The following is a 20,253-nucleotide window of genomic DNA, read 5'->3' as shown; positions in this document are numbered from 1 at the left end:
CATGACCCTCCCCTCCGGCACCCCCGTCGACGTCCTCCTCGTCGAGGACGATCCCGGCGACGAGCTGATGACCCGCGAGGCGTTCGAGGACAACAAGATCGGCAACACCCTGCACGTGGTGCGGGACGGCGAAGAGGCCCTCGACTTCCTCTACCGGCGGGGCGGCCACGCGGACGCGCCCCGGCCCGACCTCATCCTGCTCGATCTCAACCTGCCCAAGTACGACGGCCGCCAGGTGCTGGAGACGATCAAGTCGGATCCGGACCTCTCGCACATCCCCGTGGTCGTCCTCACCACCTCGGCGGCCGAGGAGGACATCCTGCGCAGCTACCGGCTGCATGCCAACGCCTACGTCACGAAGCCCGTCGACCTCGACCAGTTCATCGCCGCGGTCCGCCAGATCGACGACTTCTTCGTCCAGGTCGTCCGCCTGCCGCGCAGCGGCGCCTGAGTCAGGACGCGGACGCGGTGACCGGGTGCCGCGGCGTCGTCCCTTCTATGGTGGAAACGCACAGTGTCGCTCGGTACCCAGGCAGGCGGGCAGGACATGACAAAACCGCAGATCGACTATGCGGAGGTCTTCAGGGCCCTGCCCGGCATGGCGGCCCTGCTCACCCCCGACCTGGTGTACGCCGACGCCAACGACGACTTCCTCCGGCTGGCCGGGCGCACCCGCGAACAGTTGCTCGGCCGGTACATCTTCGACGTCTTCCCCGAGAACCCGAACGACCCGGCCGCGGCCGGCATGCGGGAGACCCGGGAGTCGATGCTGCGGGTGGTCGACACCGGCGAGCGCGACACGATGGCGCTGCTGCGTTACGACATCGAGGACCCCCAGCGGCCCGGCGTGTGGCAGGAGCGCTACTGGAGCCCGGTGAACGCGCCCGTCCACGGCCCGGACGGGGAGGTGGCGCTCGTGGTGCACCGGGTGGAGGAGGTCACCGAGCTCATTCACGCCCGCGGCGGGCCTAACGGCGGCGCCCGGGCCCGCGTGCCGCAGGCCGAGCTGTACACCCGGGCCCGGGAACTGCAGGAGGTCAACGAACGCCTGCGCCGGGCGCACGCCCGCGAGCGGGAGGTGGCCCTGGCCCTGCAGGCGGCGATGCTGCCGGCGCCCGGTCCGATCGGGCCGCACGAGGCAGCGGTGCGCTACCGGCCCGCCGTCGGCGCGCTCAACGTGTGCGGCGACTGGTACGACCTCGTCGACCTGCCCGACGACAACCTCGCGGTCGCCGTCGGCGACGTCGTGGGCCACGGCCTGGGAGCCGCCTGCGCCATGGGCCAGCTGCGCAGCGCCCTGAGCGCCGCCTGCCGCGTCGCAGCCGGCCCGGCCCAGGCCCTGGAGGCTCTCGGCCTGTACGCCCGCTTCGTCGAGGGCGCCGAGGCGACGACCGTCGTGACGACGTTCATCGACCGCACGAGCCACACCATCGCCTACAGCTGCGCCGGCCATCCGCCGCCGGTCCTGGTGCGGCCCGACGGCGCCGTCACCTTCCTCGACCAGGCGACCGACCCCCCGCTCGCCGCCCGCCCCGAACACCTGCCCCGCCCGCAGGCCCGCCTCCCCTACGTCGAGGGCAGCACCCTGGTGCTGTACACCGACGGGCTGATCGAGCGGCGCGGCGAGGACATCGACACCGGCCTGACCCGCCTCGCCGACTCCCTCGTCCGCCACCGGCACCGCACCCCCGAGACCCTGGCGGACGCGCTTCTGGCCGATCTGCTGCCCGCCACCGGCACCACGGACGACACGGCCCTGATCGTCCTGCGGCTGTGACCGGGACAGGCGGCGTACGGGTGTGCGGACATGCCTGCGGGCAGCGCGGGAAGGAGACGTTCGTCCCTGCCCCCGACACCTGAGGACCGCTGGTCATGACCGCTGAGCACGACCCCCTCCACCAGCCGGCCGCCCCGGTCGTGACCGAACCGACGCCGGACGTCCAACTCCAGATGCTCGTACGGCTGATCGGGCAGGACCCGGAAGCGGCCCTGCCGATCACCCTCGTCGTCGGAGGCGGCTTCCTCCACGGGGACCTGATCTCGCACGAGGCCTGGACGACGGAGTGGGCACGCAGCCTGCGCAGCTTCGACGGGCCCGGCGCGCAGCTCCTCAAGCGCTTCCCCGAACAGGTGGACCAGGCCGTCGCCGACAAGCAGGGGCGCCCCGGCCCGCAACGGCTTCCGCAGTGGATCCATCTGCGCGACGCCACCGGTGCGGCCGGAACGGGCAGGCCCGTCGTCATGCCGCTGTGGCGTGGTCGGCTCGCGGACGTGGCCGGCTGGTCGCTGGGCAAACCGGCCTGAGGGGCGGGGCGAACGGCCTGAAGGACGGGACAGCTGACGGCGGAGAGCGGGCCGACGGCACACTCGAGGAACCATTTACTCCAGTTGTCCGTACTATCTCTCCAGCAGCGCCCCGTCCGTCTGCTGCCTCCCGTCGAGGAAAGGTCGTGTGTTTCATGTCCGAGAACGCTTCCGCCAACGAACTCACCTCTCAGTACACCGCTCAGGTGACCGCCGATCTGGAACGCAACACCAAGGAACAGGAACGCGTCAGCGCGGAAATCGCCGCTCTGCAGGAGCAGTTGACGGCACTCGAACGGGACCACGGCGTGCTGGTCAGCATTCAGCAGGCCATCGACTCCGCGCCGACGCCGGCTGTGACGGCGGAGTCCGCCCCGGCGGTCGAGCCCGCCGCCGGCGTCACCGTGCCCGCCCCCCGCAAGAAGTCCGCGGCCGCGTCCGGCACGCGTAAGCGCGCCCAGCCCAAGAAGAGCGCCTCGCAGCCCACCGCGTCGGCGGAGAAGCCGGCCGCCCGCAAGCGGACCGCCGCGAAGAAGGACGTCGTCAAGAAGGACGTCGCCAAGAACGACACGGCGAAGAAGGAAACGGCGCCCAAGGAGGCGGCGAAGGTCGCGCAGCCGACCCTGGTCGACCTGGTCCGCGGCCATCTCGCCCAGCAGAGCGAGCCCCGTTCGGCCGCCGAGATCGCCGCCGCCCTCGGCCAGACGCACCCGGACCGCAACGTCAAGACCACTGTGGTGCGCACCACCCTGGAAGGCCTCGTCGCCAAGGCCCAGGCACAGCGCAGCAAGCAGGGTTCCTCGGTGTTCTACACCGCGGCCGACGCCCCCGAGGCGACGGCCCCGGCGCAGACCGAGAAGGAGCCCGCCACCGCCGACGCGTGACACCTGCGCCGTGACATGCCCTGGCGGGCGGAGGGGCGTCGATGTCAGAGGCTCCCCCTACCATCCGGGCATGCGAGCTTCAGGAACGTTCACAGTCGCCGACTTCACGCCGGCTCCGGTGCCGAGCCCTCCGATCGAGACCGCGGCGCCGGCCGGGGTGGCCACCATGACCAAGTCGTACGAGGGTGAAGTCGCCGGCCGTTCGGCCACGTTGTTCACCGCCGCGTACGACCCGGCCACCGCCACGGGAACCTATGTCGCCATGGAGTCCTTCGAGGGGACGCTCCAGGGCCGGGCGGGCTCCTTCAACTTCGCGCACGCCGCGTCCACGGTGGGCGAGAGCCGGGAGAGCGAGTACTTCGTCGTCGTTCCGGGCAGCGGAACAGGAGAACTGGCCGGGATCTCGGGCGCCGGAGGCATCGCGATCGACCCGGACGGCACGCACCGGATCTGGTTCGACTACCGGCTCGACCGCTGACCCGGCGCCCCGGTCGTGCGGTCTTCGGCCGCCCCGGCCGGGCGCGGGATCAGTCCTGGCGCCACGGTGCCAGGTCGCGCCGGTACCAGGTGCCCGGCTTACCGCCCACGTCGGCCGGGCCCGCCGGCCCGGCCGGCACGAACCCGGCCTTGAGCAGTACCTTCCGGGACGCGGCGTTCTCGTCCGCCGCGGCCGCCCGCACCGTGCGCAGGCTGTGCCTCGCCGGCGCCAGCCGGCACAGCTCCATCACGGCGGCCGTCGCCACGCCTCGGCCGGCGACGTGCTGCGCGACCCGGTATCCGAGTGCGGCGCCGCCGTCCTCCAGGTCGTACAGGTTGAAGCGGCCCACGACCGAGCCGTCCCCGGCCGCCAGGACGTAGAAGGCGCACACGCCGGTCGTCTGCTCGGCGAGGAGAGCGCGGTGGCGGTCGGCGTACCGGGCGAAGAACGCGTCGCCCCGGTCGCCGACCGAAGCGGCGAAGTAGTCGCGGTTGGCCAGCTCGAAGGCCAGGACCGCGGGGGCGTGGTCGGCACGCAGCTGCTCGAGGACGGGCACCGTCTCACGGTACCCGGCCGCCGCGCGCGGGTCGTCCGGGTTTTCGTCGCCCGCCGGCCACCGCTGCGGCAGGCGACGGGCCACGGGCCACGGGCCACGGGCGACAGGCGACAGGCGACAGGCGACGGGCACGACACGGCGAACGGTCATCGAGGTTCCAAGTGGCCGGCGGCGGATCCATGGGACTCTCCAGGAGTACTGCCCGCGGCCTGTTCCCGGTCGTGGACGGCACGCGAGGGCCAGGTCACAACGGCCGGGAGGGCAAGGTCACAGCCCTGCCCTCTCCTGTTCCTCTCCGTATCTGGCCTAGCATCCGAGCATGACGGTCCTGCCTGACGACGGGCTTGAGCTGGCCGGCGAGTTCCCTGACGCCACCCACGAGCAGTGGCAGCGCCTCATCGCGGGCGTGCTGCGCAAGTCGGGCAAGGACGTCGGGGACGCTCAAGCCGAGGAAGCCCTGTCCACCGCGCTGGAGGACGGGTTGCGCACCCGTCCCCTCTACACCGCGCACGATCGCGCGCCCGAGCCGGGCTACCCCGGGTTCGCTCCGTTCGTGCGGGGCGGCAGGCCGGAGGGGAACACCGCCGGAGGGTGGGACGTGCGGCAGCGGCACGCGGCCGCCGACGGCGACGCCGTGCTCGCGGACCTGGAGAACGGCGTCACCTCCCTGTGGCTGGTCGTCGGCGAGGGAGGCGTCCCCGTGACCTCGCTCGGCCGGGTCCTCGACGGCGTCCTTCTCGACCTGGCGCCCGTCGTGCTCGACGCGGGCGCCGAAGTGGAGCCGGCCGCAGAGGAGTTGTTGCGGCTGTACGCGGAGCGGGGCGTCGCCGCGGATGCGGCGCGCGGCAACCTCGGCGCGGATCCGCTCGGTCACGAGGCCCGCACGGGCGAGGCGAGTGACTTCGCCGCGGCCGCCGGTCTCGCGCGACGGTGCGCCGACGAGTACCCGGGGCTGCGGGCGCTGACGGTGGACGCGCTGCCCTGTCACGAGGCGGGCGGCTCGGCCGCACAGGAGCTGGGCGCCTCGCTGGCGACCGGCGTCGCGTATCTGCGCGAGCTGACGGCGGCCGGACTCAGCGTCGAACAGGCCTGCGGGCAGCTGGAGTTCCGCTACGCGGCGACCGCGGACCAGTTCCTGACGATCGCCAAGCTGCGGGCCGCGCGCCGGCTGTGGGCGCGGGTCGCCGAGGCGTGCGGGGCGCCGGGCGCCGGCGCGCAGCTCCAGCATGCCGTGACCTCTCCGGTCATGATGTCGCGCCGCGACCCCTGGGTGAACATGCTGCGCACCACCATCGCCACGCTGGCCGCGGGCACCGGCGGGGCGGACGCCGTGACCGTGCTGCCCTTCGACGACGCCCTCGGGCTGCCGGACGCCTTCGCACGGCGCATCGCCCGCAACACCTCCACCATCCTCATCGAGGAGTCCCACCTGGCCCGGGTGATCGACCCGGCCGGCGGCTCCTGGTACGTGGAACGCCTCACCGACGAACTGGCCCGTGCGGGCTGGGAGTTCTTCCAGGGCATCGAGCGTGACGGCGGGCAGGCGGCCGTCCTGCGCTCGGGCCGTCTGCGGCAGGCCCTGGCCGAGACCTGGCAGGCCCGCAGCGCGAAGCTCGCCAAGCGGCGCGAACCCATCACCGGCGTCAGCGAGTTCCCGTTCCTCGCCGAGAAGCCGGTGGTGCGCGCGAGCAAGCCGCAGCCGCGGACCGGCGGTCTGCCCAGGGTGCGCCGTGACGAGGCCTACGAGGCGCTGCGGGCGCGCTCCGACGCCCACCTCGCGGCGACCGGCGCCCGGCCGCGGATCTACCTGGCGGCGATCGGTCCGGCCGCCGCGCACACCGCCCGGCTGACGTTCGCCGCCAACCTGTTCCAGGCGGGCGGTGTCGAACCGGTCACCGAGGGCGCCTTCGAGGACAGCGGCGCCACCGAGGTCTGCCTGTGCTCCAGTGACGCGCTGTACGAGGAGCGGGCCGAGGCGGAGGCCGCGCGGCTGAGGGCCGCCGGCGCCTCGCACGTGTTCCTCGCCGGACGTCCGGGGCAGCACACGGGTGTCGACGCGTACGTGTTCGCGGGCTGTGACGCCGTCGCGGTGCTGTCCGCCACCCTCGACCGCATGGGAGTTGTGTCCTGATGGGTATCCCCGACTTCTCCGGGATCGAGCTGGGGACCCCGGCCGCCGACGGCGGCGCCGACGCATGGCGTACGGCCGTGAAGAAGGCGGCGGGCGGGGACGACCTGCTCTGGGAGACCCCGGAGGGCATCCGGGTCAAGCCGCTGTACACGGGCGAGGACCTGGAGGGCCTGGACTTCCTGGGCACCTACCCGGGCGTCGCGCCGTATCTGCGCGGCCCCTACCCGACGATGTACGTCAACCAGCCCTGGACGATCCGCCAGTACGCCGGCTTCTCCACCGCCGAGGAGTCCAACGCCTTCTACCGCCGCAACCTCGCGGCCGGCCAGAAGGGCCTGTCGGTCGCCTTCGACCTGCCGACGCACCGCGGCTACGACAGCGACCATCCGCGGGTGACCGGCGACGTCGGCATGGCGGGCGTGGCGATCGACTCGATCTACGACATGCGGCAGCTGTTCGACGGGATCCCGCTCGACAGGATGACCGTGTCGATGACGATGAACGGCGCCGTGCTGCCGGTGCTGGCGCTCTACATCGTCGCCGCCGAGGAACAGGGCGTGCCGCCCGAGAAGCTGGCCGGGACCATCCAGAACGACATCCTCAAGGAGTTCATGGTCCGCAACACCTACATCTATCCGCCGAAGCCGTCGATGCGGATCATCTCCGACATCTTCGCCTACACCTCGCAGCGGATGCCCCGTTACAACTCCATCTCCATCTCCGGCTATCACATCCAGGAGGCGGGCGCGACGGCCGACCTGGAGCTGGCGTACACCCTCGCGGACGGCGTGGAGTACATCCGCGCGGGCCGTGAGGCGGGTCTGGACGTCGACGCGTTCGCGCCGCGGCTGTCGTTCTTCTGGGCGATCGGCATGAACTTCTTCATGGAGGTCGCCAAGCTGCGCGCGGCGCGGCTGCTGTGGGCGAAGCTGGTGAGGCAGTTCGACCCGCAGAACAGCAAGTCGCTGTCGCTGCGCACCCATTCGCAGACCTCCGGCTGGTCGCTGACCGCGCAGGACGTCTTCAACAACGTCACGCGCACCTGTGTCGAGGCGATGGCGGCGACCCAGGGCCACACCCAGTCACTGCACACCAACGCCCTCGACGAGGCGCTGGCGCTGCCGACCGACTTCTCGGCGCGCATCGCCCGCAACACCCAGCTGCTGATCCAGCAGGAGTCCGGCACCACCCGGACCATCGACCCCTGGGGCGGCAGCGCGTACGTGGAGAAGCTGACGTACGACCTGGCCCGCCGGGCCTGGCAGCACATCCAGGAGGTCGAGCAGGCGGGCGGCATGGCCAAGGCCATCGACGCGGGCATCCCCAAGCTGCGCATCGAGGAGGCCGCCGCGCGCACGCAGGCCCGTATCGACTCCGGCCGTCAGCCGGTGATCGGCGTGAACAAGTACCGGGTGGAGACCGACGAGGAGATCGACGTCCTCAAGGTCGACAACTCCTCCGTGCGCACGCAGCAGATCGAGAAGCTGCGGCGGCTGCGCGAGGAGCGCGACGACGCCGCCTGCCGGGACGCCCTCGACGCGCTGACCCGTGCCGCCGGGGGCGAGGGCAACCTGCTGGAGCTGGCCGTGAACGCGGCCCGGGCGAAGGCCACCGTCGGCGAGATCTCGGACGCCCTGGAGAAGGTGTACGGGCGCCACGCGAGCCAGATCCGTACGATCTCCGGCGTGTACCGCAACGAAGCAGGCGAGTCCCCGTCCGTGGACCGCACCCGCGAGCTGGTGTCCGCCTTCGAGGAGGCGGAGGGCCGGCGCCCGCGCATCCTGGTCGCCAAGATGGGCCAGGACGGGCACGACCGCGGTCAGAAGGTGATCGCGACCGCCTTCGCCGACCTCGGCTTCGACGTCGACGTCGGCCCGCTGTTCCAGACGCCGGGCGAGGTGGCCCGGCAGGCCGTCGAGGCCGACGTGCACATCGTCGGGGTGTCCTCGCTGGCCGCCGGTCACCTCACCCTGGTGCCGGCGCTGCGCGAACAGCTCGCCGAGGAGGGGCGCGAGGACATCATGATCGTCGTCGGAGGCGTCATCCCGCCGCAGGACGTGCCCACGCTCCTGGAGATGGGCGCGGCCGCCGTGTTCCCGCCTGGCACCGTCATCCCGGACGCGGCGTACGACCTCGTCAAGCGGCTGTCGGACGACCTCGGGCACGACCTCTGAAGCCCATGGCGATCGACCTCGACACCTATGTGAAGGGCGTGCTCGACGGCAGGCGGGCGATCATCGCCCGCGCCATCACGCTGGTGGAGTCCACCCGTCCCGGGCACCGGGCGCCGGCGCAGGAGTTGCTGACCGAGCTGCTGCCGCACAGCGGCCGGGCCCGGCGGATCGGCGTCAGCGGGGTGCCGGGCGTCGGCAAGTCGACGTTCATCGACGCGTTCGGCACGATGCTGACCTCGCTCGGGCACCGGGTGGCGGTGCTCGCGGTGGATCCGTCGTCGAGCCGCACGGGCGGCTCGATCCTCGGCGACAAGACCCGGATGGAGCGCCTGGCCGTCGATCCTGCGGCCTTCGTACGGCCCTCCCCCACCGCCGGCACCCTCGGCGGGGTCGCCAAGGCGACGCGGGAGTCGATCGTGGTGATGGAGGCGGCCGGCTACGACGTCGTCCTCGTCGAGACGGTCGGCGTGGGCCAGTCGGAGACGGCGGTGGCCGACATGGTCGACTCGTTCCTGCTGCTGACCCTCGCCCGCACCGGCGATCAGCTGCAGGGGATCAAGAAGGGCGTCCTGGAGCTGGCCGACGTGATCGCCGTCAACAAGGCGGACGGGCCGCACGAGCGGGACGCGCGCGCCGCCGCCCGGGAGCTGGCGGGCGCGCTGCGCCTGATGCACGGCAGGGACGCGGCGTGGTCGCCCCCCGTGCTGAGCTGCAGCGCCCGGGAGTCCGCGGGCCTGGACACCGTGTGGGAGCGTCTGGAGCAGCACCGCACCCTGCTGGACTCCACCGGCCGCCTCGCCGCCAAGCGGCGCGAGCAGCAGGTCGGCTGGACCTGGACCATGGTCCGTGACGAACTCCTCGGGCGGCTGCACGCCGACCCGTCGGTGCGGGCCCTCGCGCCGGTCCTCGAACAACGGGTCCGGGACGGAGAGCTCACGGCGACGCTGGCCGCCGAGCGCATCCTGGAGGCCTTCACCACGCCCGGCGACCCGTCCGCCGCGTCCTGACCGAGCCGGGGACCGGGCCGGTCGTCCGCCGCGGCCGTCGCCGGGCGCGTCCGCGGGAGGCCGACGCGCCCGCACCGGGTTCCTCGACGTCCGACGGCCCCGCGGGGAGCGCGAGTCGGGCTTGTCGTCGGGATCGGTCTGCAGCAGGGTGGCTCGGGCGCGCCCGGGATGCGCCGCCCGTGCCCGTGCTCCCGGCGAGGGACCGATGAGTTCCGGGCGCGTGCGGGGTCTTCGCGTCGAGGGACCTGGCGAGCGGGGTGCGCCGGGTGCCAGCGGCGGTTGGCGCCGGACGTGGAGGTGACGCCGTCGGTGATGGAGTCGCCCAGGGCGACGACGGTCGCGTCGGCCTCGTCGCTAGTCGCGGCCCACCGTCAGCGGCGCGGGGCGGTAGGGGACGTAGGCCGCCCCGTCCAGGTCGAGGGCGGTGGCGGAGCGCTGGAGCGCGGCGGGGGTCGCCGCGTCGTCCCAGCTGCCGGTGCTCACGCGGTGTTCGAGCGCGTGCAGGGCGGCCACGGTCTCCGCGGTGGTGAACGCGCAGTGGCCCTGCCGCTCGACGTACGCCTGCCGCAGGAGCGCGCCGTCGCCGGAGGCGCGCACCCGGGCGGCGAACCGGTTCTCCTGCTCCACCGGGACCAGGTTGTCGGCGGTGGTGTGGACGTCGAGCAGCGGCACGTCGAGTCCCTGGCCGGCGGAGGAGGTCCGTCGCGCGGTGCGGACGGCGGCGGGATCGGCGGTGACCGTGGCGCCCTCGGTCAGCGTGCGCAGATCGGCGCGCAGGTCGAGACCGGCCGCCCGGTAGAGGGCGCGGACCAGGGGCGCGTGGGCGGAGCCGGCCAGCAGGCGGGCGTAGTCCACGCCCTGGTTCCAGGAGTTGTTGCCGCCGGCCGACTGCTCCACGGCGTACCGGCCGCCCTCGACGAACGACAGGATGCCCTGCGCGAACCACGCGTACTGCTGCTCCTGCTGCCGCGTCCAGTCGCCCGGGGCGGGCCGGTCCGCTCCGGGCGCCCAGGCCGGCAGGTTGAGGAAGGCCGCCGCCAACGCGATCCGGGCGCGGCCCGCCGGGGTGCCCTGAGCGTCGGTGACCGCCTCGGTGAGCCGGTCGGCGGTGGCGGAGGCCTCGGCCGCGGTGCGGAACCGGACGAGCGGCACGTCCTGTCCGGGCAGGAGCAGCCGGGCGATCGTGTACTCGGCGTCGAGCTGGTAGTTGTCCAGATCGGTGCCGCCGGCGACCAGGCCGCACTGGCCCAGCGCGCCGTCGATGCGTCCGCCGCCGTCCCGGGCCAGCTGCGCGTTGACGAGCCCGCCCATGGACTGGCCGACGGCCAGGGTGCGCCGGGGCGCGCCGATCCTGGCGGTGACGGCGTCGAGGGTGGCGAACTGGTCCCGTTCGGCGCTGTTCAGGGCCCACATCGAGCCCTGGGGGTCGTACGACGAGCCGGCCAGCGCATAGCCCTGGGCGAGCAACTCGGTGCGTACGGCCTCGGTGGGGGCGTTCCTGGCGACGGTGGGGCCGAAGCCGTGGCTGAACAGCAGCAGGGTGCCGTTCCAGCGGTCGGGGACGTCCGCGATCCAGGTGGCGCCGTCGGAAAGGGTGCCGGTCAGGTGGCCGGCGACCGTCGCGTCGGCCTGAGCGGCCGGCAGGGGCAGGGCGACGAGGGCCGCGGACGCGAGCGCGGCCAGCGCGAGGCGCAGCCGGGTGCGGGAGGCGCGAGGACGGGTGCCGGAAGGCATGGCGGCGGCTCCTGGTGGGGGGAAGGGGCGGGGGCCGGAACGGTCGGCCGGCGCACTGGTGCACCGGTCTCGTGCGCTGGACGAAGGCGTCGAGGAATGTAAGGCAGTTTTCCTACGGCGGTCAACAGCATGCACAACTTTGAGACGGCCAGAGGCTGGCGAGCGTCTCCTCCCGCGCGACGCCAGTATCATCGACGTCACGCGCGGCACGCGGACTCGTGAACTGCCCCGGCGGACAAGGAACTTCACACACCGGCCGGGCCGAACCGCCTCGGCGACGGGCCCCACACCCGGGGGCCGCCCGATCGGATCGACCGTGCCCGGGGCGAGCGGTCGGGAGGAGGAATGCGCGGTGTCCCTGACGGACAAGGCCATCGAACGGATTCGTGAGCTGATCCGCACCGGCGCCCTCCCCCCGGGATCCAAACTGCCCCCGGAAGCCGATCTGGCCGCACAGCTGGGCCTGTCCCGCAACCTCGCCCGCGAGGCCGTCAAGGCGCTGGCCGTGGCCAGGGTCCTGGAGGTCCGCCGGGGCGACGGCACCTACGTCACCAGCCTGCAGCCTCGTCTGCTCCTGGCAGGACTGGGCGGGGCGGTGGAGCTGCTCCAGGGCGACTCCGCCGCCCTTCAGGACCTCATGGAGGTGCGCCGGCTTCTCGAGCCGGCCGCCACAGCACTGGCCGCCACCCGCATCTCCGACGATCAACTCGCCGAAGTCAAAAGCCACTTGGACGCCATGCGGGAGGCGCGTGACGACGTCGAACTGCTCAACGCGCATGACGCGGCCTTTCACCGCGCGGTCGTCGCCGCGACGGGCAACGAAAGCCTGCTCACCCTGCTGGAGGGCATCTCCGGCCGCACACTGCGGGCGCGGATCTGGCGCGGCCTCGTCGACGACCGGGCCGCGGGCCGGACCCTCGCCGAGCACGAGGCGATCTACGCGGCGCTCACCGTCCGCGACAGCGCCCTGAGCCAGGCCGCCGCCCTGATGCACGTCAGCAACACCGCGCTGGCGCTGAGCGAACACCTGCGCTCCACCCCGCCCCTCCCCCTCGGCACGACCGCCCCGAACTGACGAGGCGGTCGCGGCCCACCGCGCCGGCGGATCACGCCGATGCTGTCGCTGCTGCGGCTGCGGCTGCGACTGCGACTGCGACTGCGGCTGCGGCTGCGACTGCGACTGCGACTGCGGCTGCTGTCACTGCTGTCACTGCTGTCACTGCTTGCCGATCAAATCCCCGGGGAAGGCGCCCGCGGCCCACGGCGGCCTGGGCGAACGCGGACGCGAGGACCGTCAGGCGGGCCACGCCCTCGGCGCCGAGGTGCTCGTAGGGAGCCCGGTCGAGACGGTCGGTCTCCTGCTCGATCTCCTCGCGCAGCGCGACGCCCCGCTCGGTGAGTTCACCGTCGCCGTCCAGCAGCCCGCGCTCCCGCAGGCGACCCGACGCCGCGTTCCAGTCGTCCTCGGTCCAGCCGCGCGTGGCCAGGACCCACGTCGGCGTCATGCCCCGGCCGGTGGAGGTGTGCGTCACCATCGCCTCCAGCCCGTCGAGGCCGGCGGCCATCAGCACGGCCAGGTGTCCGTCGCCCCGGGTGGGCTTACGAACAGCTCGCATGTCTCAGGCCCCCTCCTGTCTCACGAACTTCCAGGTGAGGAACAACGATGATGCCCATCGGACCTCGCAGGTTGCTGTCTCAGAGCACGCCAAGAACCGTAGCCCGTTCGTGACCTACGGCAACAAGGCAAGGCCCCGCAGCGGCCCCTGCACCAGACTGACCTGCGGGCTTGGAGTCCCAACGAGCTACCGGGGGCGGACGGGCGCCGCGATCATGTTTTCACGCCGACAAGGCGTTCCCCGACAGGGACCAGAAGGTCTGACCTGCGACATCACCTGGGACCAACTGACGGGCGCGTGATACGGGGGCTTCGGCTCGGCGTGACAAAATAAGGGCCGTTCGTCCGTCCTTTGATGCTGCGAGGTTCTCCGTGAGCAAGCACGTGGCCCGCGAGCCGCTGCGCCGTAATGCGCGGTCCAACCGGGCGCGCATCCTCGCCACGGCCCGTGAGGAGCTGGGGCGGAACCCCGATGTCACGCTGGAGGAGGTGGCGCGGGCCGCCGGGGTCGTCCGGCGCACCCTCTTCGGGCACTTCCCGGGGCGGGCGGCGCTGGTGGAGGCCCTCGCCGAGGAAGCCGCCGAGACGTTGCGGAACACGGTGGAGGCCGGGCCGGAGCCGGGGGAGTCGGCCGAGCGGGCGTTGGCGCGGTGCGTACTCCGGATGTGGCCCGTGGGCGACCGCTACCGCATGCTGCTGGCGCTCACCCGGCGGGACCTCGGCTCCGAGCGCGTCGCCGATGTGCTCGCGCCGGCCCGGGAGGCCGTCACCGGGATCCTGGAACGCGGGCAGCGGGACGGCGTCTTCCACTCCCATCTGCCGCCGACCGTGCAGAGCACAGGCCTGATGGCGTTGATCGTAGCTCTGGTGGAGTCCGTCAACACCGGCGCGCTGGAGGACGACGGGCACCGGATCGCCACGGCCACCCTCATCGCGGCCGGCGTGCCGGAGGATCGGGCGAGCGCGGTGGTCGAGGAGGTTGCGTCGGCGATGGCTACGGCTCTTCCGGCCCACGGCACCTGATTTCTCTCCGGCCGACCCGTTCGACGAGGTGTCCCGGGCGTCGCCGCGGCGGAAGGCGACCGACTTGCCGGAGAAGTGGGCGGTGAGGCCCTGCTCCGTGGTGGTGACCGAGCGCAGTCGGAGGCCGTCGGGGATGTTCCGCGGCGCGATCGGCTCGGCGAAGACCTGGCCGAGCGACTTCTCACCGGCCTCGGGCCGGGCGACGCGGCCCGCGACCTTGAAGTCCTTGAAGGTGACGCGGTTGCCGGAGGCCGCCGAGACGGTTGTCGTCGCGGTGGCCTCGAAGCCGAGGGTGGTCAGGACGCGGGCGCGGATCCGGTCGCAACCGTAGCCCCGGGTCAGTTCCAGGCCCAGGGCGTCGGGCAGGTCCGCGTACGACAGGAAGACGGTCGCCTCCGCCGAGCGGGCCCGGCCTCGCTGTCGTCGTCCGACTTCGTCAACCCGTCCATACGCAGGGCGAGTTCGGTCACCGGCAGCCGACGGTCCGAGCCGTCGGCGGGTTCGTGCGCGTACGAGAACTCGCCCTCCTGGTCACGGTCGTGCTCGGGGCGGGGGCGGTACATCGGCCCTCCTCCAAAGGGCTCCAGGGGGCCAGGGAGTTGGGGGCGGACATGTGTGAGTGCGAGTGGGGTACGGGCACGCGGTTTCAGACGGGACTCGGGGTCGACCCGGACTTCCGTACCTGATCGACCTTCGCGGCGGCGGTGTCCGGGGCGACTCCGGCGGCGATGAGGGTGGCGGCGCCGGTGCCGTCGTCGGACCACAGGCCGCAGTCGGCGCAGTCGAGCAGGGCCAGCAGTTGGGCCTCGATGGCTCGGCCGAGCGGGTCGGGCGGGACTGTGGTCTGGAAGACGCCCTGTCGGCGGCCGTGGGCGAAGACCCTCGTGGCCATGTTTCGGGCGGGGGTCAGCAGGTCGTCGACGCGTGCGCGTGCGAGGTCATGGCCGCGGGCCAGCCTGATGAGGGCGCGGTAGCGGTCGCCGACGGGCCACACCATGAGGACGAATCGCGCCAGGTCCGCGACGGCGTCGGGGTCGGGGCCGGGGCACCCGCGACGGCGCGCCGGATCGCCTCCGCGGCCTCGGCGGCCAGGCCCTCAGCCAGCGCGGCCCGGCAGGCGAAGTGGACGTACACGGTGCGCCGGGCCACACCGGCGGCGGCGATGTCCTCCAGGCGGCTGTCGGGGTCGCGGGTCAGTTCCCGCCGAGCCGCGTCGAGGATCCGGGCACGGGTGGCCCGCGCGTCCCGACGCTGCGTCGAAGTCGCGGTCGAAGTCGGCGAGGGGGACGAAGTCGGAGCAGGAGGGGGCGGCGTCTCGTGGGGCCGGGCCGGAGACCGTCTCGGCCTCGTCGTCGGTGTTCGTGCTGGTCGGCTGGTCACGTCGGTACCTCGAGGGCGGGTGGGAGGAGGGAGTCGTCGCGATAGTTGCACATCGATGGGCAATAAACTAGTCTGCACATCGATGGGCAATTAAGTGCTCCCGCCCGTCCGCCCCGTCCCTCTCTGGAGCTACCGATGCCCTTCCTTGCGAACACCCCCGTGGAGAAGATGACCGGGCCGTACGCGCGGCGCTGGTGGGCGCTGCTCGTTCTGTGCCTGAGCCTGCTGATCACGGTGATGGCGAACACGTCGCTGATCGTCGCCGCCCCCGACATGACCACCGACCTGGGCCTGAGCAGCAGTGATCTGCAGTGGGTCGTCGACAGCTACACCGTTCCGTACGCGGCGCTGATGCTGGTGCTGGGCTCGATCGGCGACAAGTACAGCCGGCGCGGCGCGCTGGTGCTGGGTCTGCTGATCTTCGCCGGCGGTTCGGTGATGGGGAGCATGGTCGACGAGACCTCGCTGGTCATCGTGGCCCGCGCGATCATGGGTGTCGGTGCCGCGGTCGTGATGCCGGCCACGCTGTCCCTGGTGGTCGCGACCTTCCCCCGGAGCGAGCGGGCCAAGGCCATCACCGCCTGGGCCGCGACCTCCGGGGTGGCGGTAGCCGTCGGCCCGCTGGTCTCCGGCTGGCTGCTTGAGGACCACGCCTGGGGCTCGACCTTCCTGATCAACGTGCCGATCGCCGTCCTCGCCGTGTTCGGCGCGCTCGCCCTGGTACCGCCGTCCAAGGCGGAGGGCATGGGCCGGATCGACTACGTCGGTGGTCTGCTGTCGATCGTCACCGTCGGCTCCCTGATCTACGCCGCCATCGAGGGCCCGCACTTCGGCTGGGGCGCCGGCCCCGTCACCGCCGCCGTGGTCGCCGGTGCCGGTCTGGTCGCCTTCGTCGCCTGGGAGCTGCGGCACCCGCACCCGATGCTGAACGTCCGAAAGTTCGCGCTGCGGCCCTTCACCGGCTCGATGCTCGCGGTGATGTTCTTCTTTTTCGGTATGTTCGCCGTGCTCTACTACTCGACGCAGTTCCTGCAGTTCGTCCTCGGCTACGGCGCCCTGGACACGGGCCTACGGCTGCTGCCGCTGGGCGGTGCGGTGTTCCTCGGGTCCGCGCTGACCGGGATGCTCACCCCGAAGCTGGGGGTGAAGGTGATGGTCGTGACCGGCATGGCCATCGGCACGGCGGGCATGTTCCTGCTCACCCAGATCGACAAGGGATCGACGTACGGGGACTTCCTGGTCCCGCTGATGATGCTGGGCCTCGCGCTCGGACTGGCCATCTCCCCGGCGACCGACACGATCATGGGCTCCTTCCCCGAGTCCGAGCTGGGCGTCGGCGGCGGTGTCAACGACACCGCGCTGGAGCTGGGAGGGGCGCTGGGCATCGCGGTGCTGGGCTCGCTGCTGGGCACGGCCTACCGGGACGAGCTGACCGACCTGGTGGGCAACCGGCTCCCGGCGGAGGCGATGGAGACCGCCAAGGACTCGGTCGGCGCCGGCCTGGCCGTCGCGGAGCGGGTCGCGCAGGATCCCTCCGCCGGACCCCAGCAGGCCCAGGCCGCCGTGGACGCCGTCCACCAGGCCTTCGCCCACGGCGTCGCCCAGACCAGCCTCATCGGCGGGATCATCATGGCCGCCGGAACACTGATCGTCCTCGCGGTCCTGCCGGGCCGGCGCGGGTTCGCGAGGCAGAGCGCCGAGCAGGGGGCCGGGACGACGGCGAGCGAGGCGGCGACTGTGCGGGAGCACACCGGGTCCACCCGCTAGATCGCCGACGGGGCGTCCACTGGATCGCCGGGGACGCATCCGCCGGGTGGCCGGGCACCGCCACCGCCGGATCGTCCGCCGGGTGCGTCGGCCAGGAGCCCGGCGGCGCGACGCGCAGGGCGCGGGCGTGGTCCACGGTCGACGGCCACGCGGATCCTCTGCCGGAACACTCACCGTCCTCGGCCTCCGGGGCGGCCCGGAGGCCGAGGACGGTGAGGTGACAGCGGCGGTCGCCGCAGACGCCGCCCTGCGACGACACGCGACCGCCGTTCTCCTCCGATACAGCAGCCCAGACGGTCGCCGACCACATCCTGGGCTTCTGAACAGCTGACCCTCCTCCAACCACCCAGAACTCGAAGGGTTGAACAACCATGACTGATAAGGAAAGGCAGGAGGCCATGGCTGTGGCGACTCCTCCGTACGCGAGCGACGCACTGGCCGAGGGAACCGTCGACGCGGTGGTGATCGGCGGAGGCGCCGCGGGGCTGAACGGTGCACTGATCCTCGCCCGCTCCCGCCGCTCGGTCGTCGTGATCGACAGCGGCTCCCCGCGCAACGCGCCCGCGGAGGCCGTGCACGGCCTCATCGCCCTGGACGGCACCCCGCCGTCCGAGATCCTTCGACGGGGCCGGGAGCAGGTGCGCCAGTACGGCGGACGCGTCGTGTTCGGCGAGGTGGTCTCGGCCGAGTCCGCCGCCCCGTCGGCGGACGGGGACCTGCGGTTCACCGTCACCCTGGCCGACGGCCGCCACCTCACCGCCCGCCGCATCCTGGTGGCCACCGGCCTCACGGACGTGCTACCGGAGGTGCCCGGGCTCGCCGAGCACTGGGGACACAGTGTGGTGCACTGCCCGTACTGCCACGGCTGGGAGGTGCGCGACGAGCCCATCGGCATCCTCGCCACCGGCCCGGCCTCCATCGGCCACGCGTTTTTGTTCCGTCAGCTGACCGAGGACCTGACCTACTTCACCCACGGCACCGACCTGGACGAGGACAGCCGCGCCCGTTTCGCCGCCCGCGGCATCCGCGTCATCGACACCCCGGTCACCGAGGTCGTCAACGACGAGGGCGGTGCCCTCGCCGGGGTGCGCCTGGCCGACGGCCAGGTCGTGGCCCGCCGCGTCGTCGCGGTCGCCGCGCAGCTGCAGGCCCGCACCCAGGGCCTGGAAGGCCTGGGCCTGCCGGTGCAGGACCTGCCGAACATGGGCCGCGGTTTCGCCTCCGGCATGGCCGGCACCACCGAGGTGCCGGGTGTGTGGGTGGCCGGCAACGCCACCGATCTGGTCGCCCAGGTCGGGGCCTCCGCAGCGGCCGGCGCACTGGCCGGCGCCGACATCAACAGGATGCTGGCCACCGCGGACACCGACGCGGCCCTCCAGGGGGGATCGCCGAGGTAAGCCCAAAAGTGGCCACACGATGATCTTGAAGCCTCCGTCATCGCTCGATCGAGCGGTAGGCCTCCCCGCGATCAACGCCGTGGCCGGCGACTACGGGAAGACCGAGCTCGGCTAGTCGCGGTCTTGGGCGGGCAGAGCCGTCACCCGTCGGCGTCCGAGGCGCTTTTTCAGAGTGAGGTTCTCGGCGTACAGGTTCGCCGTCACGGTGGCGAGGGCCTCAAGTTCGTTCTGGGTCTGGGCCGCCTGCTCCCTCGCCTCGCGAAGTTGCTTGCGGAGCTTGGCGATTGTCTCGTCGCGCTGGACCTCTCCGGGCGTACGCAGAATGGGGCGGGCGACCTTCGCGTCCCACTCGGCGAGGATGTCTTCGGCGCGGTGCACGGTCGCGTGGCCGACCTGAGCTGAGCGGGGCGTGACAGCGTCGACCGCGCGCGGTTCGAGCGGGGAAGGAGTCATGTCCAGCAGGTTACCGACCGGTCGTTATGTCTCGCGGCCCGGGGCTCCTCCCCCTTCGGCGGCCGACCCGCTCCGGGCGCCCGGCGCGTCCCGAGCGCGCGGCCTACGGGTACCCCCCTCAGGCCCGTGGCATGGTGACGACGATCTTGCCGAAGTGCCCGCCGCGTTCGAGGTGGCGCAACGCCTCCTGGATCCGTTCGGCGGGATGGACGGAGTCGACCACCGGGGTGATGCCGTGCTCGTCGACGAACGCGGCCAGTTCTTCGAGCATCTCCAGGGAGCCGGTCTCGATGCCGTGGACGGTGACGTTCCTGGTGACGAACCGGTAGACGTCGATGTTCGCCGCGCGTCCCGCGATGAGGCCGATGAAGCTGATGGTCCCGCCCACCTTGACCGCTTCCAGCGAGCGGTTGAGGTTGTCCCCGCCGACGGTCTCGACGACGTGGTCCACGCCCTCGCCGCCGGTCGTCCGCAGCACCTCGGCCGCGAGGTCCGCGGTGGCGCGGTAGTTGATCGTGCGGCTGACGCCGAGCGCGCGAAGCCTGCCGAGCTTCTCGTCGCTGCTGGAGGTGACGATCGGGGTGGCGCCCAGCGCGAGGGTCAACTGCGCGGCGAACAGGGCGACTCCGCCGGTGCCGTGGATGAGCACGGTCTCGCCCGGCCGGACCCGGCTGCGCCGCCCGACGGCATGCCAGGCGGTCACCCCGGCGACGGGCAGCGTGGCCGCGTGGACGTCGTCGAGACTCTCGGCGGTCCGCACCGCCTCGTCCTGCTCGACGAGGACGTACTCGGCGAGCATGCCGCGGTTGACCGGCCCGCCCACCGGTGACACATAGGTGTCGTCGGTGAGGCGGCCCGACCGCCATCGGGGCAGGTATCCCGCCGAGACCCGGTCGCCCGGACGCCAGCGGGTCACCTGGGCGCCGATCGCGACGACGTCGCCCACGCCGTCGGAGACGGGGACCACGTCCCGCGTCGGCGACCAGTGGTCGACACCGCCCACGACCAGCAGGTCGCGGTAGTTGAGCGACACCGCCGAGATCCTCACCAGCACCTCGGTCGGACCGGGCGCCGGAACCGGAACCTCGGCGGCGAGCAGCCGGTCGATGCCGTCGCCCCGGGTCGTCCAGGCCTTCATGCGATGCGGTGTCCGGGCCGCCGCGGGTGCGGCGACGTCGGCGGGCGGCGTAGAGGACTGTCCGGGCACGTGAGCATCCGCCATTCGTTCGTCGCGTTCAGGGTCATTGCGTCCGACGTCGTTGCGCGCCAGGTCATTTCGCGCGGCGGCGCTTCGTGGGGGGGGTGCCCCTATGGGTTTCGTCAAGCTGATGGGGCGGGCTGGGGTTCGTA

Annotated in this window: 18 protein-coding genes and 2 pseudogenes; 12 read left to right on the top strand and 8 right to left on the bottom strand. The window is 72.5% G+C overall.

The annotated features are described in order from the left end of the window. Position 1: 1 nt before the first annotated feature. The 5 genes from ACFVYK_RS20625 (at position 2) to ACFVYK_RS20605 (ending at position 3,666) form a co-directional block, all read left to right on the top strand. A complete protein-coding gene (locus tag ACFVYK_RS20625; RefSeq protein WP_389775903.1) occupies positions 2-451 on the top strand; it encodes a response regulator in 450 nt (149 codons plus the stop codon). Positions 452-547: 96 nt separating this feature from the next. Next, the gene (locus ACFVYK_RS20620) at positions 548-1,777 is read left to right on the top strand and encodes a PP2C family protein-serine/threonine phosphatase (RefSeq protein ID WP_389775901.1); all 1,230 of its coding nucleotides are present in this window, start codon (positions 548-550) and stop codon (positions 1,775-1,777) included. A gap of 95 nt (positions 1,778-1,872) precedes the next feature. After that, positions 1,873-2,304 carry a hypothetical protein gene (locus ACFVYK_RS20615; protein ID WP_389775898.1) on the top strand — a complete coding sequence of 144 codons (432 nt, stop codon included), beginning with the start codon at positions 1,873-1,875 and terminating at the stop codon, positions 2,302-2,304. 155 nt (positions 2,305-2,459) lie between these two features. Further along, positions 2,460-3,188, top strand: a complete 729-nt coding sequence (locus ACFVYK_RS20610; protein WP_389775896.1) for a hypothetical protein — start codon at positions 2,460-2,462, stop codon at positions 3,186-3,188. Between the two features lie 70 nt (positions 3,189-3,258). After that, positions 3,259-3,666, top strand: coding sequence for a DUF3224 domain-containing protein (locus tag ACFVYK_RS20605; protein WP_389775893.1), 408 nt, complete (start codon positions 3,259-3,261; stop codon positions 3,664-3,666). Positions 3,667-3,715: 49 nt separating this feature from the next. Here ACFVYK_RS20605 and ACFVYK_RS20600 read toward each other — a convergent pair whose 3' ends face one another. Further along, positions 3,716-4,222 carry a GNAT family N-acetyltransferase gene (locus ACFVYK_RS20600; RefSeq protein WP_389775891.1) on the bottom strand — a complete coding sequence of 169 codons (507 nt, stop codon included), beginning with the start codon at positions 4,220-4,222 and terminating at the stop codon, positions 3,716-3,718. A 319-nt stretch (positions 4,223-4,541) separates the two neighbouring features. On the opposite strand from ACFVYK_RS20600, the gene ACFVYK_RS20595 reads away from it, so the two are divergent. The 3 genes from ACFVYK_RS20595 to meaB are packed head-to-tail and all read left to right on the top strand — an operon-like array spanning position 4,542 to position 9,534. Then, positions 4,542-6,353, top strand: coding sequence for a methylmalonyl-CoA mutase family protein (locus ACFVYK_RS20595; RefSeq protein WP_389775888.1), 1,812 nt, complete (start codon positions 4,542-4,544; stop codon positions 6,351-6,353). Next, positions 6,353-8,527, top strand: coding sequence for a methylmalonyl-CoA mutase (gene scpA, locus ACFVYK_RS20590; RefSeq protein ID WP_389775885.1), 2,175 nt, complete (start codon positions 6,353-6,355; stop codon positions 8,525-8,527). Before ACFVYK_RS20595 ends, scpA begins: the two co-directional genes overlap by 1 nt. 5 nt (positions 8,528-8,532) lie before the next feature. Next, positions 8,533-9,534, top strand: coding sequence for a methylmalonyl Co-A mutase-associated GTPase MeaB (meaB, locus tag ACFVYK_RS20585; RefSeq protein ID WP_389775882.1), 1,002 nt, complete (start codon positions 8,533-8,535; stop codon positions 9,532-9,534). Between the two features lie 354 nt (positions 9,535-9,888). Here meaB and ACFVYK_RS20580 read toward each other — a convergent pair whose 3' ends face one another. Then, positions 9,889-11,268 carry an alpha/beta hydrolase gene (locus tag ACFVYK_RS20580; RefSeq protein WP_389775879.1) on the bottom strand — a complete coding sequence of 460 codons (1,380 nt, stop codon included), beginning with the start codon at positions 11,266-11,268 and terminating at the stop codon, positions 9,889-9,891. 352 nt (positions 11,269-11,620) lie between these two features. Between ACFVYK_RS20580 and ACFVYK_RS20575 the strand changes: the two genes are divergently transcribed. Beyond that, the gene (locus ACFVYK_RS20575) at positions 11,621-12,343 is read left to right on the top strand and encodes a FadR/GntR family transcriptional regulator (RefSeq protein WP_389775876.1); all 723 of its coding nucleotides are present in this window, start codon (positions 11,621-11,623) and stop codon (positions 12,341-12,343) included. 141 nt (positions 12,344-12,484) lie between these two features. Here the strand turns inward: ACFVYK_RS20575 and ACFVYK_RS20570 are convergent. Continuing rightward, positions 12,485-12,860, bottom strand: a pseudogene (locus ACFVYK_RS20570) (hypothetical protein); the annotation flags it as partial. Positions 12,861-13,255: 395 nt separating this feature from the next. On the opposite strand from ACFVYK_RS20570, the gene ACFVYK_RS20565 reads away from it, so the two are divergent. Then, positions 13,256-13,906 (top strand): TetR/AcrR family transcriptional regulator, encoded by a 651-nt coding sequence (locus ACFVYK_RS20565; RefSeq protein WP_389775873.1) that lies wholly within the window; start codon positions 13,256-13,258, stop codon positions 13,904-13,906. 135 nt (positions 13,907-14,041) lie between these two features. Here the strand turns inward: ACFVYK_RS20565 and ACFVYK_RS20560 are convergent. From ACFVYK_RS20560 to ACFVYK_RS20550, 3 genes and pseudogenes are all read right to left on the bottom strand, one after another. Further along, positions 14,042-14,287, bottom strand: a pseudogene (locus tag ACFVYK_RS20560) (DUF2993 domain-containing protein); the annotation flags it as partial. Beyond that, positions 14,245-14,469: a hypothetical protein gene (locus ACFVYK_RS20555; protein WP_389775871.1), complete on the bottom strand. Its 225-nt coding sequence runs from the start codon at positions 14,467-14,469 to the stop codon at positions 14,245-14,247. The pseudogene ACFVYK_RS20560 and the gene ACFVYK_RS20555, both read right to left, overlap by 43 nt. 83 nt (positions 14,470-14,552) lie before the next feature. Further along, on the bottom strand, positions 14,553-14,903 hold the full coding sequence (locus ACFVYK_RS20550) for a hypothetical protein (protein ID WP_389775868.1): 351 nt from the start codon (positions 14,901-14,903) through the stop codon (positions 14,553-14,555). A gap of 518 nt (positions 14,904-15,421) precedes the next feature. On the opposite strand from ACFVYK_RS20550, the gene ACFVYK_RS20545 reads away from it, so the two are divergent. Together ACFVYK_RS20545 and ACFVYK_RS20540 are read left to right on the top strand one after the other, a co-directional pair. Next, positions 15,422-17,053: an MFS transporter gene (locus ACFVYK_RS20545; protein ID WP_389775865.1), complete on the top strand. Its 1,632-nt coding sequence runs from the start codon at positions 15,422-15,424 to the stop codon at positions 17,051-17,053. A 398-nt stretch (positions 17,054-17,451) separates the two neighbouring features. Continuing rightward, positions 17,452-18,450 carry an NAD(P)/FAD-dependent oxidoreductase gene (locus ACFVYK_RS20540; protein ID WP_389775999.1) on the top strand — a complete coding sequence of 333 codons (999 nt, stop codon included), beginning with the start codon at positions 17,452-17,454 and terminating at the stop codon, positions 18,448-18,450. 111 nt (positions 18,451-18,561) lie between these two features. Here ACFVYK_RS20540 and ACFVYK_RS20535 read toward each other — a convergent pair whose 3' ends face one another. Then, complete coding sequence (locus ACFVYK_RS20535) at positions 18,562-18,903, bottom strand: hypothetical protein (protein WP_389775862.1); 342 nt, start codon at positions 18,901-18,903, stop codon at positions 18,562-18,564. Positions 18,904-19,021: 118 nt separating this feature from the next. Further along, the gene (locus ACFVYK_RS20530) at positions 19,022-20,041 is read right to left on the bottom strand and encodes an NAD(P)-dependent alcohol dehydrogenase (RefSeq protein ID WP_389775859.1); all 1,020 of its coding nucleotides are present in this window, start codon (positions 20,039-20,041) and stop codon (positions 19,022-19,024) included. Between the last annotated feature and the right edge of the window lie 212 nt (positions 20,042-20,253).

This window comes from Streptomyces sp. NPDC058291, assembly GCF_042880855.1.
Taxonomy (GTDB): domain Bacteria; phylum Actinomycetota; class Actinomycetes; order Streptomycetales; family Streptomycetaceae; genus Streptomyces.
This window is presented reverse-complemented; position numbering and strand designations above follow the sequence as displayed.

Excerpts from the sequence above, each read along its gene's own strand:
- ACFVYK_RS20625 (WP_389775903.1), top strand. The coding sequence starts at position 2 with ATGACCCTCCCCTCCGGCACCCCCGTCGACGTCCTCCTCGTCGAGGAC.
- ACFVYK_RS20620 (WP_389775901.1), top strand. The coding sequence starts at position 548 with ATGACAAAACCGCAGATCGACTATGCGGAGGTCTTCAGGGCCCTGCCC.
- ACFVYK_RS20615 (WP_389775898.1), top strand. The coding sequence starts at position 1,873 with ATGACCGCTGAGCACGACCCCCTCCACCAGCCGGCCGCCCCGGTCGTG.
- ACFVYK_RS20610 (WP_389775896.1), top strand. The coding sequence starts at position 2,460 with ATGTCCGAGAACGCTTCCGCCAACGAACTCACCTCTCAGTACACCGCT.
- ACFVYK_RS20605 (WP_389775893.1), top strand. The coding sequence starts at position 3,259 with ATGCGAGCTTCAGGAACGTTCACAGTCGCCGACTTCACGCCGGCTCCG.
- ACFVYK_RS20595 (WP_389775888.1), top strand. The coding sequence starts at position 4,542 with ATGACGGTCCTGCCTGACGACGGGCTTGAGCTGGCCGGCGAGTTCCCT.
- scpA (WP_389775885.1), top strand. The coding sequence starts at position 6,353 with ATGGGTATCCCCGACTTCTCCGGGATCGAGCTGGGGACCCCGGCCGCC.
- meaB (WP_389775882.1), top strand. The coding sequence starts at position 8,533 with ATGGCGATCGACCTCGACACCTATGTGAAGGGCGTGCTCGACGGCAGG.
- ACFVYK_RS20580 (WP_389775879.1), bottom strand. The coding sequence starts at position 11,268 with ATGCCTTCCGGCACCCGTCCTCGCGCCTCCCGCACCCGGCTGCGCCTC.
- ACFVYK_RS20555 (WP_389775871.1), bottom strand. The coding sequence starts at position 14,469 with ATGTACCGCCCCCGCCCCGAGCACGACCGTGACCAGGAGGGCGAGTTC.
- ACFVYK_RS20550 (WP_389775868.1), bottom strand. The coding sequence starts at position 14,903 with ATGGTGTGGCCCGTCGGCGACCGCTACCGCGCCCTCATCAGGCTGGCC.
- ACFVYK_RS20545 (WP_389775865.1), top strand. The coding sequence starts at position 15,422 with ATGCCCTTCCTTGCGAACACCCCCGTGGAGAAGATGACCGGGCCGTAC.
- ACFVYK_RS20540 (WP_389775999.1), top strand. The coding sequence starts at position 17,452 with ATGGCTGTGGCGACTCCTCCGTACGCGAGCGACGCACTGGCCGAGGGA.
- ACFVYK_RS20535 (WP_389775862.1), bottom strand. The coding sequence starts at position 18,903 with ATGACTCCTTCCCCGCTCGAACCGCGCGCGGTCGACGCTGTCACGCCC.
- ACFVYK_RS20530 (WP_389775859.1), bottom strand. The coding sequence starts at position 20,041 with ATGAAGGCCTGGACGACCCGGGGCGACGGCATCGACCGGCTGCTCGCC.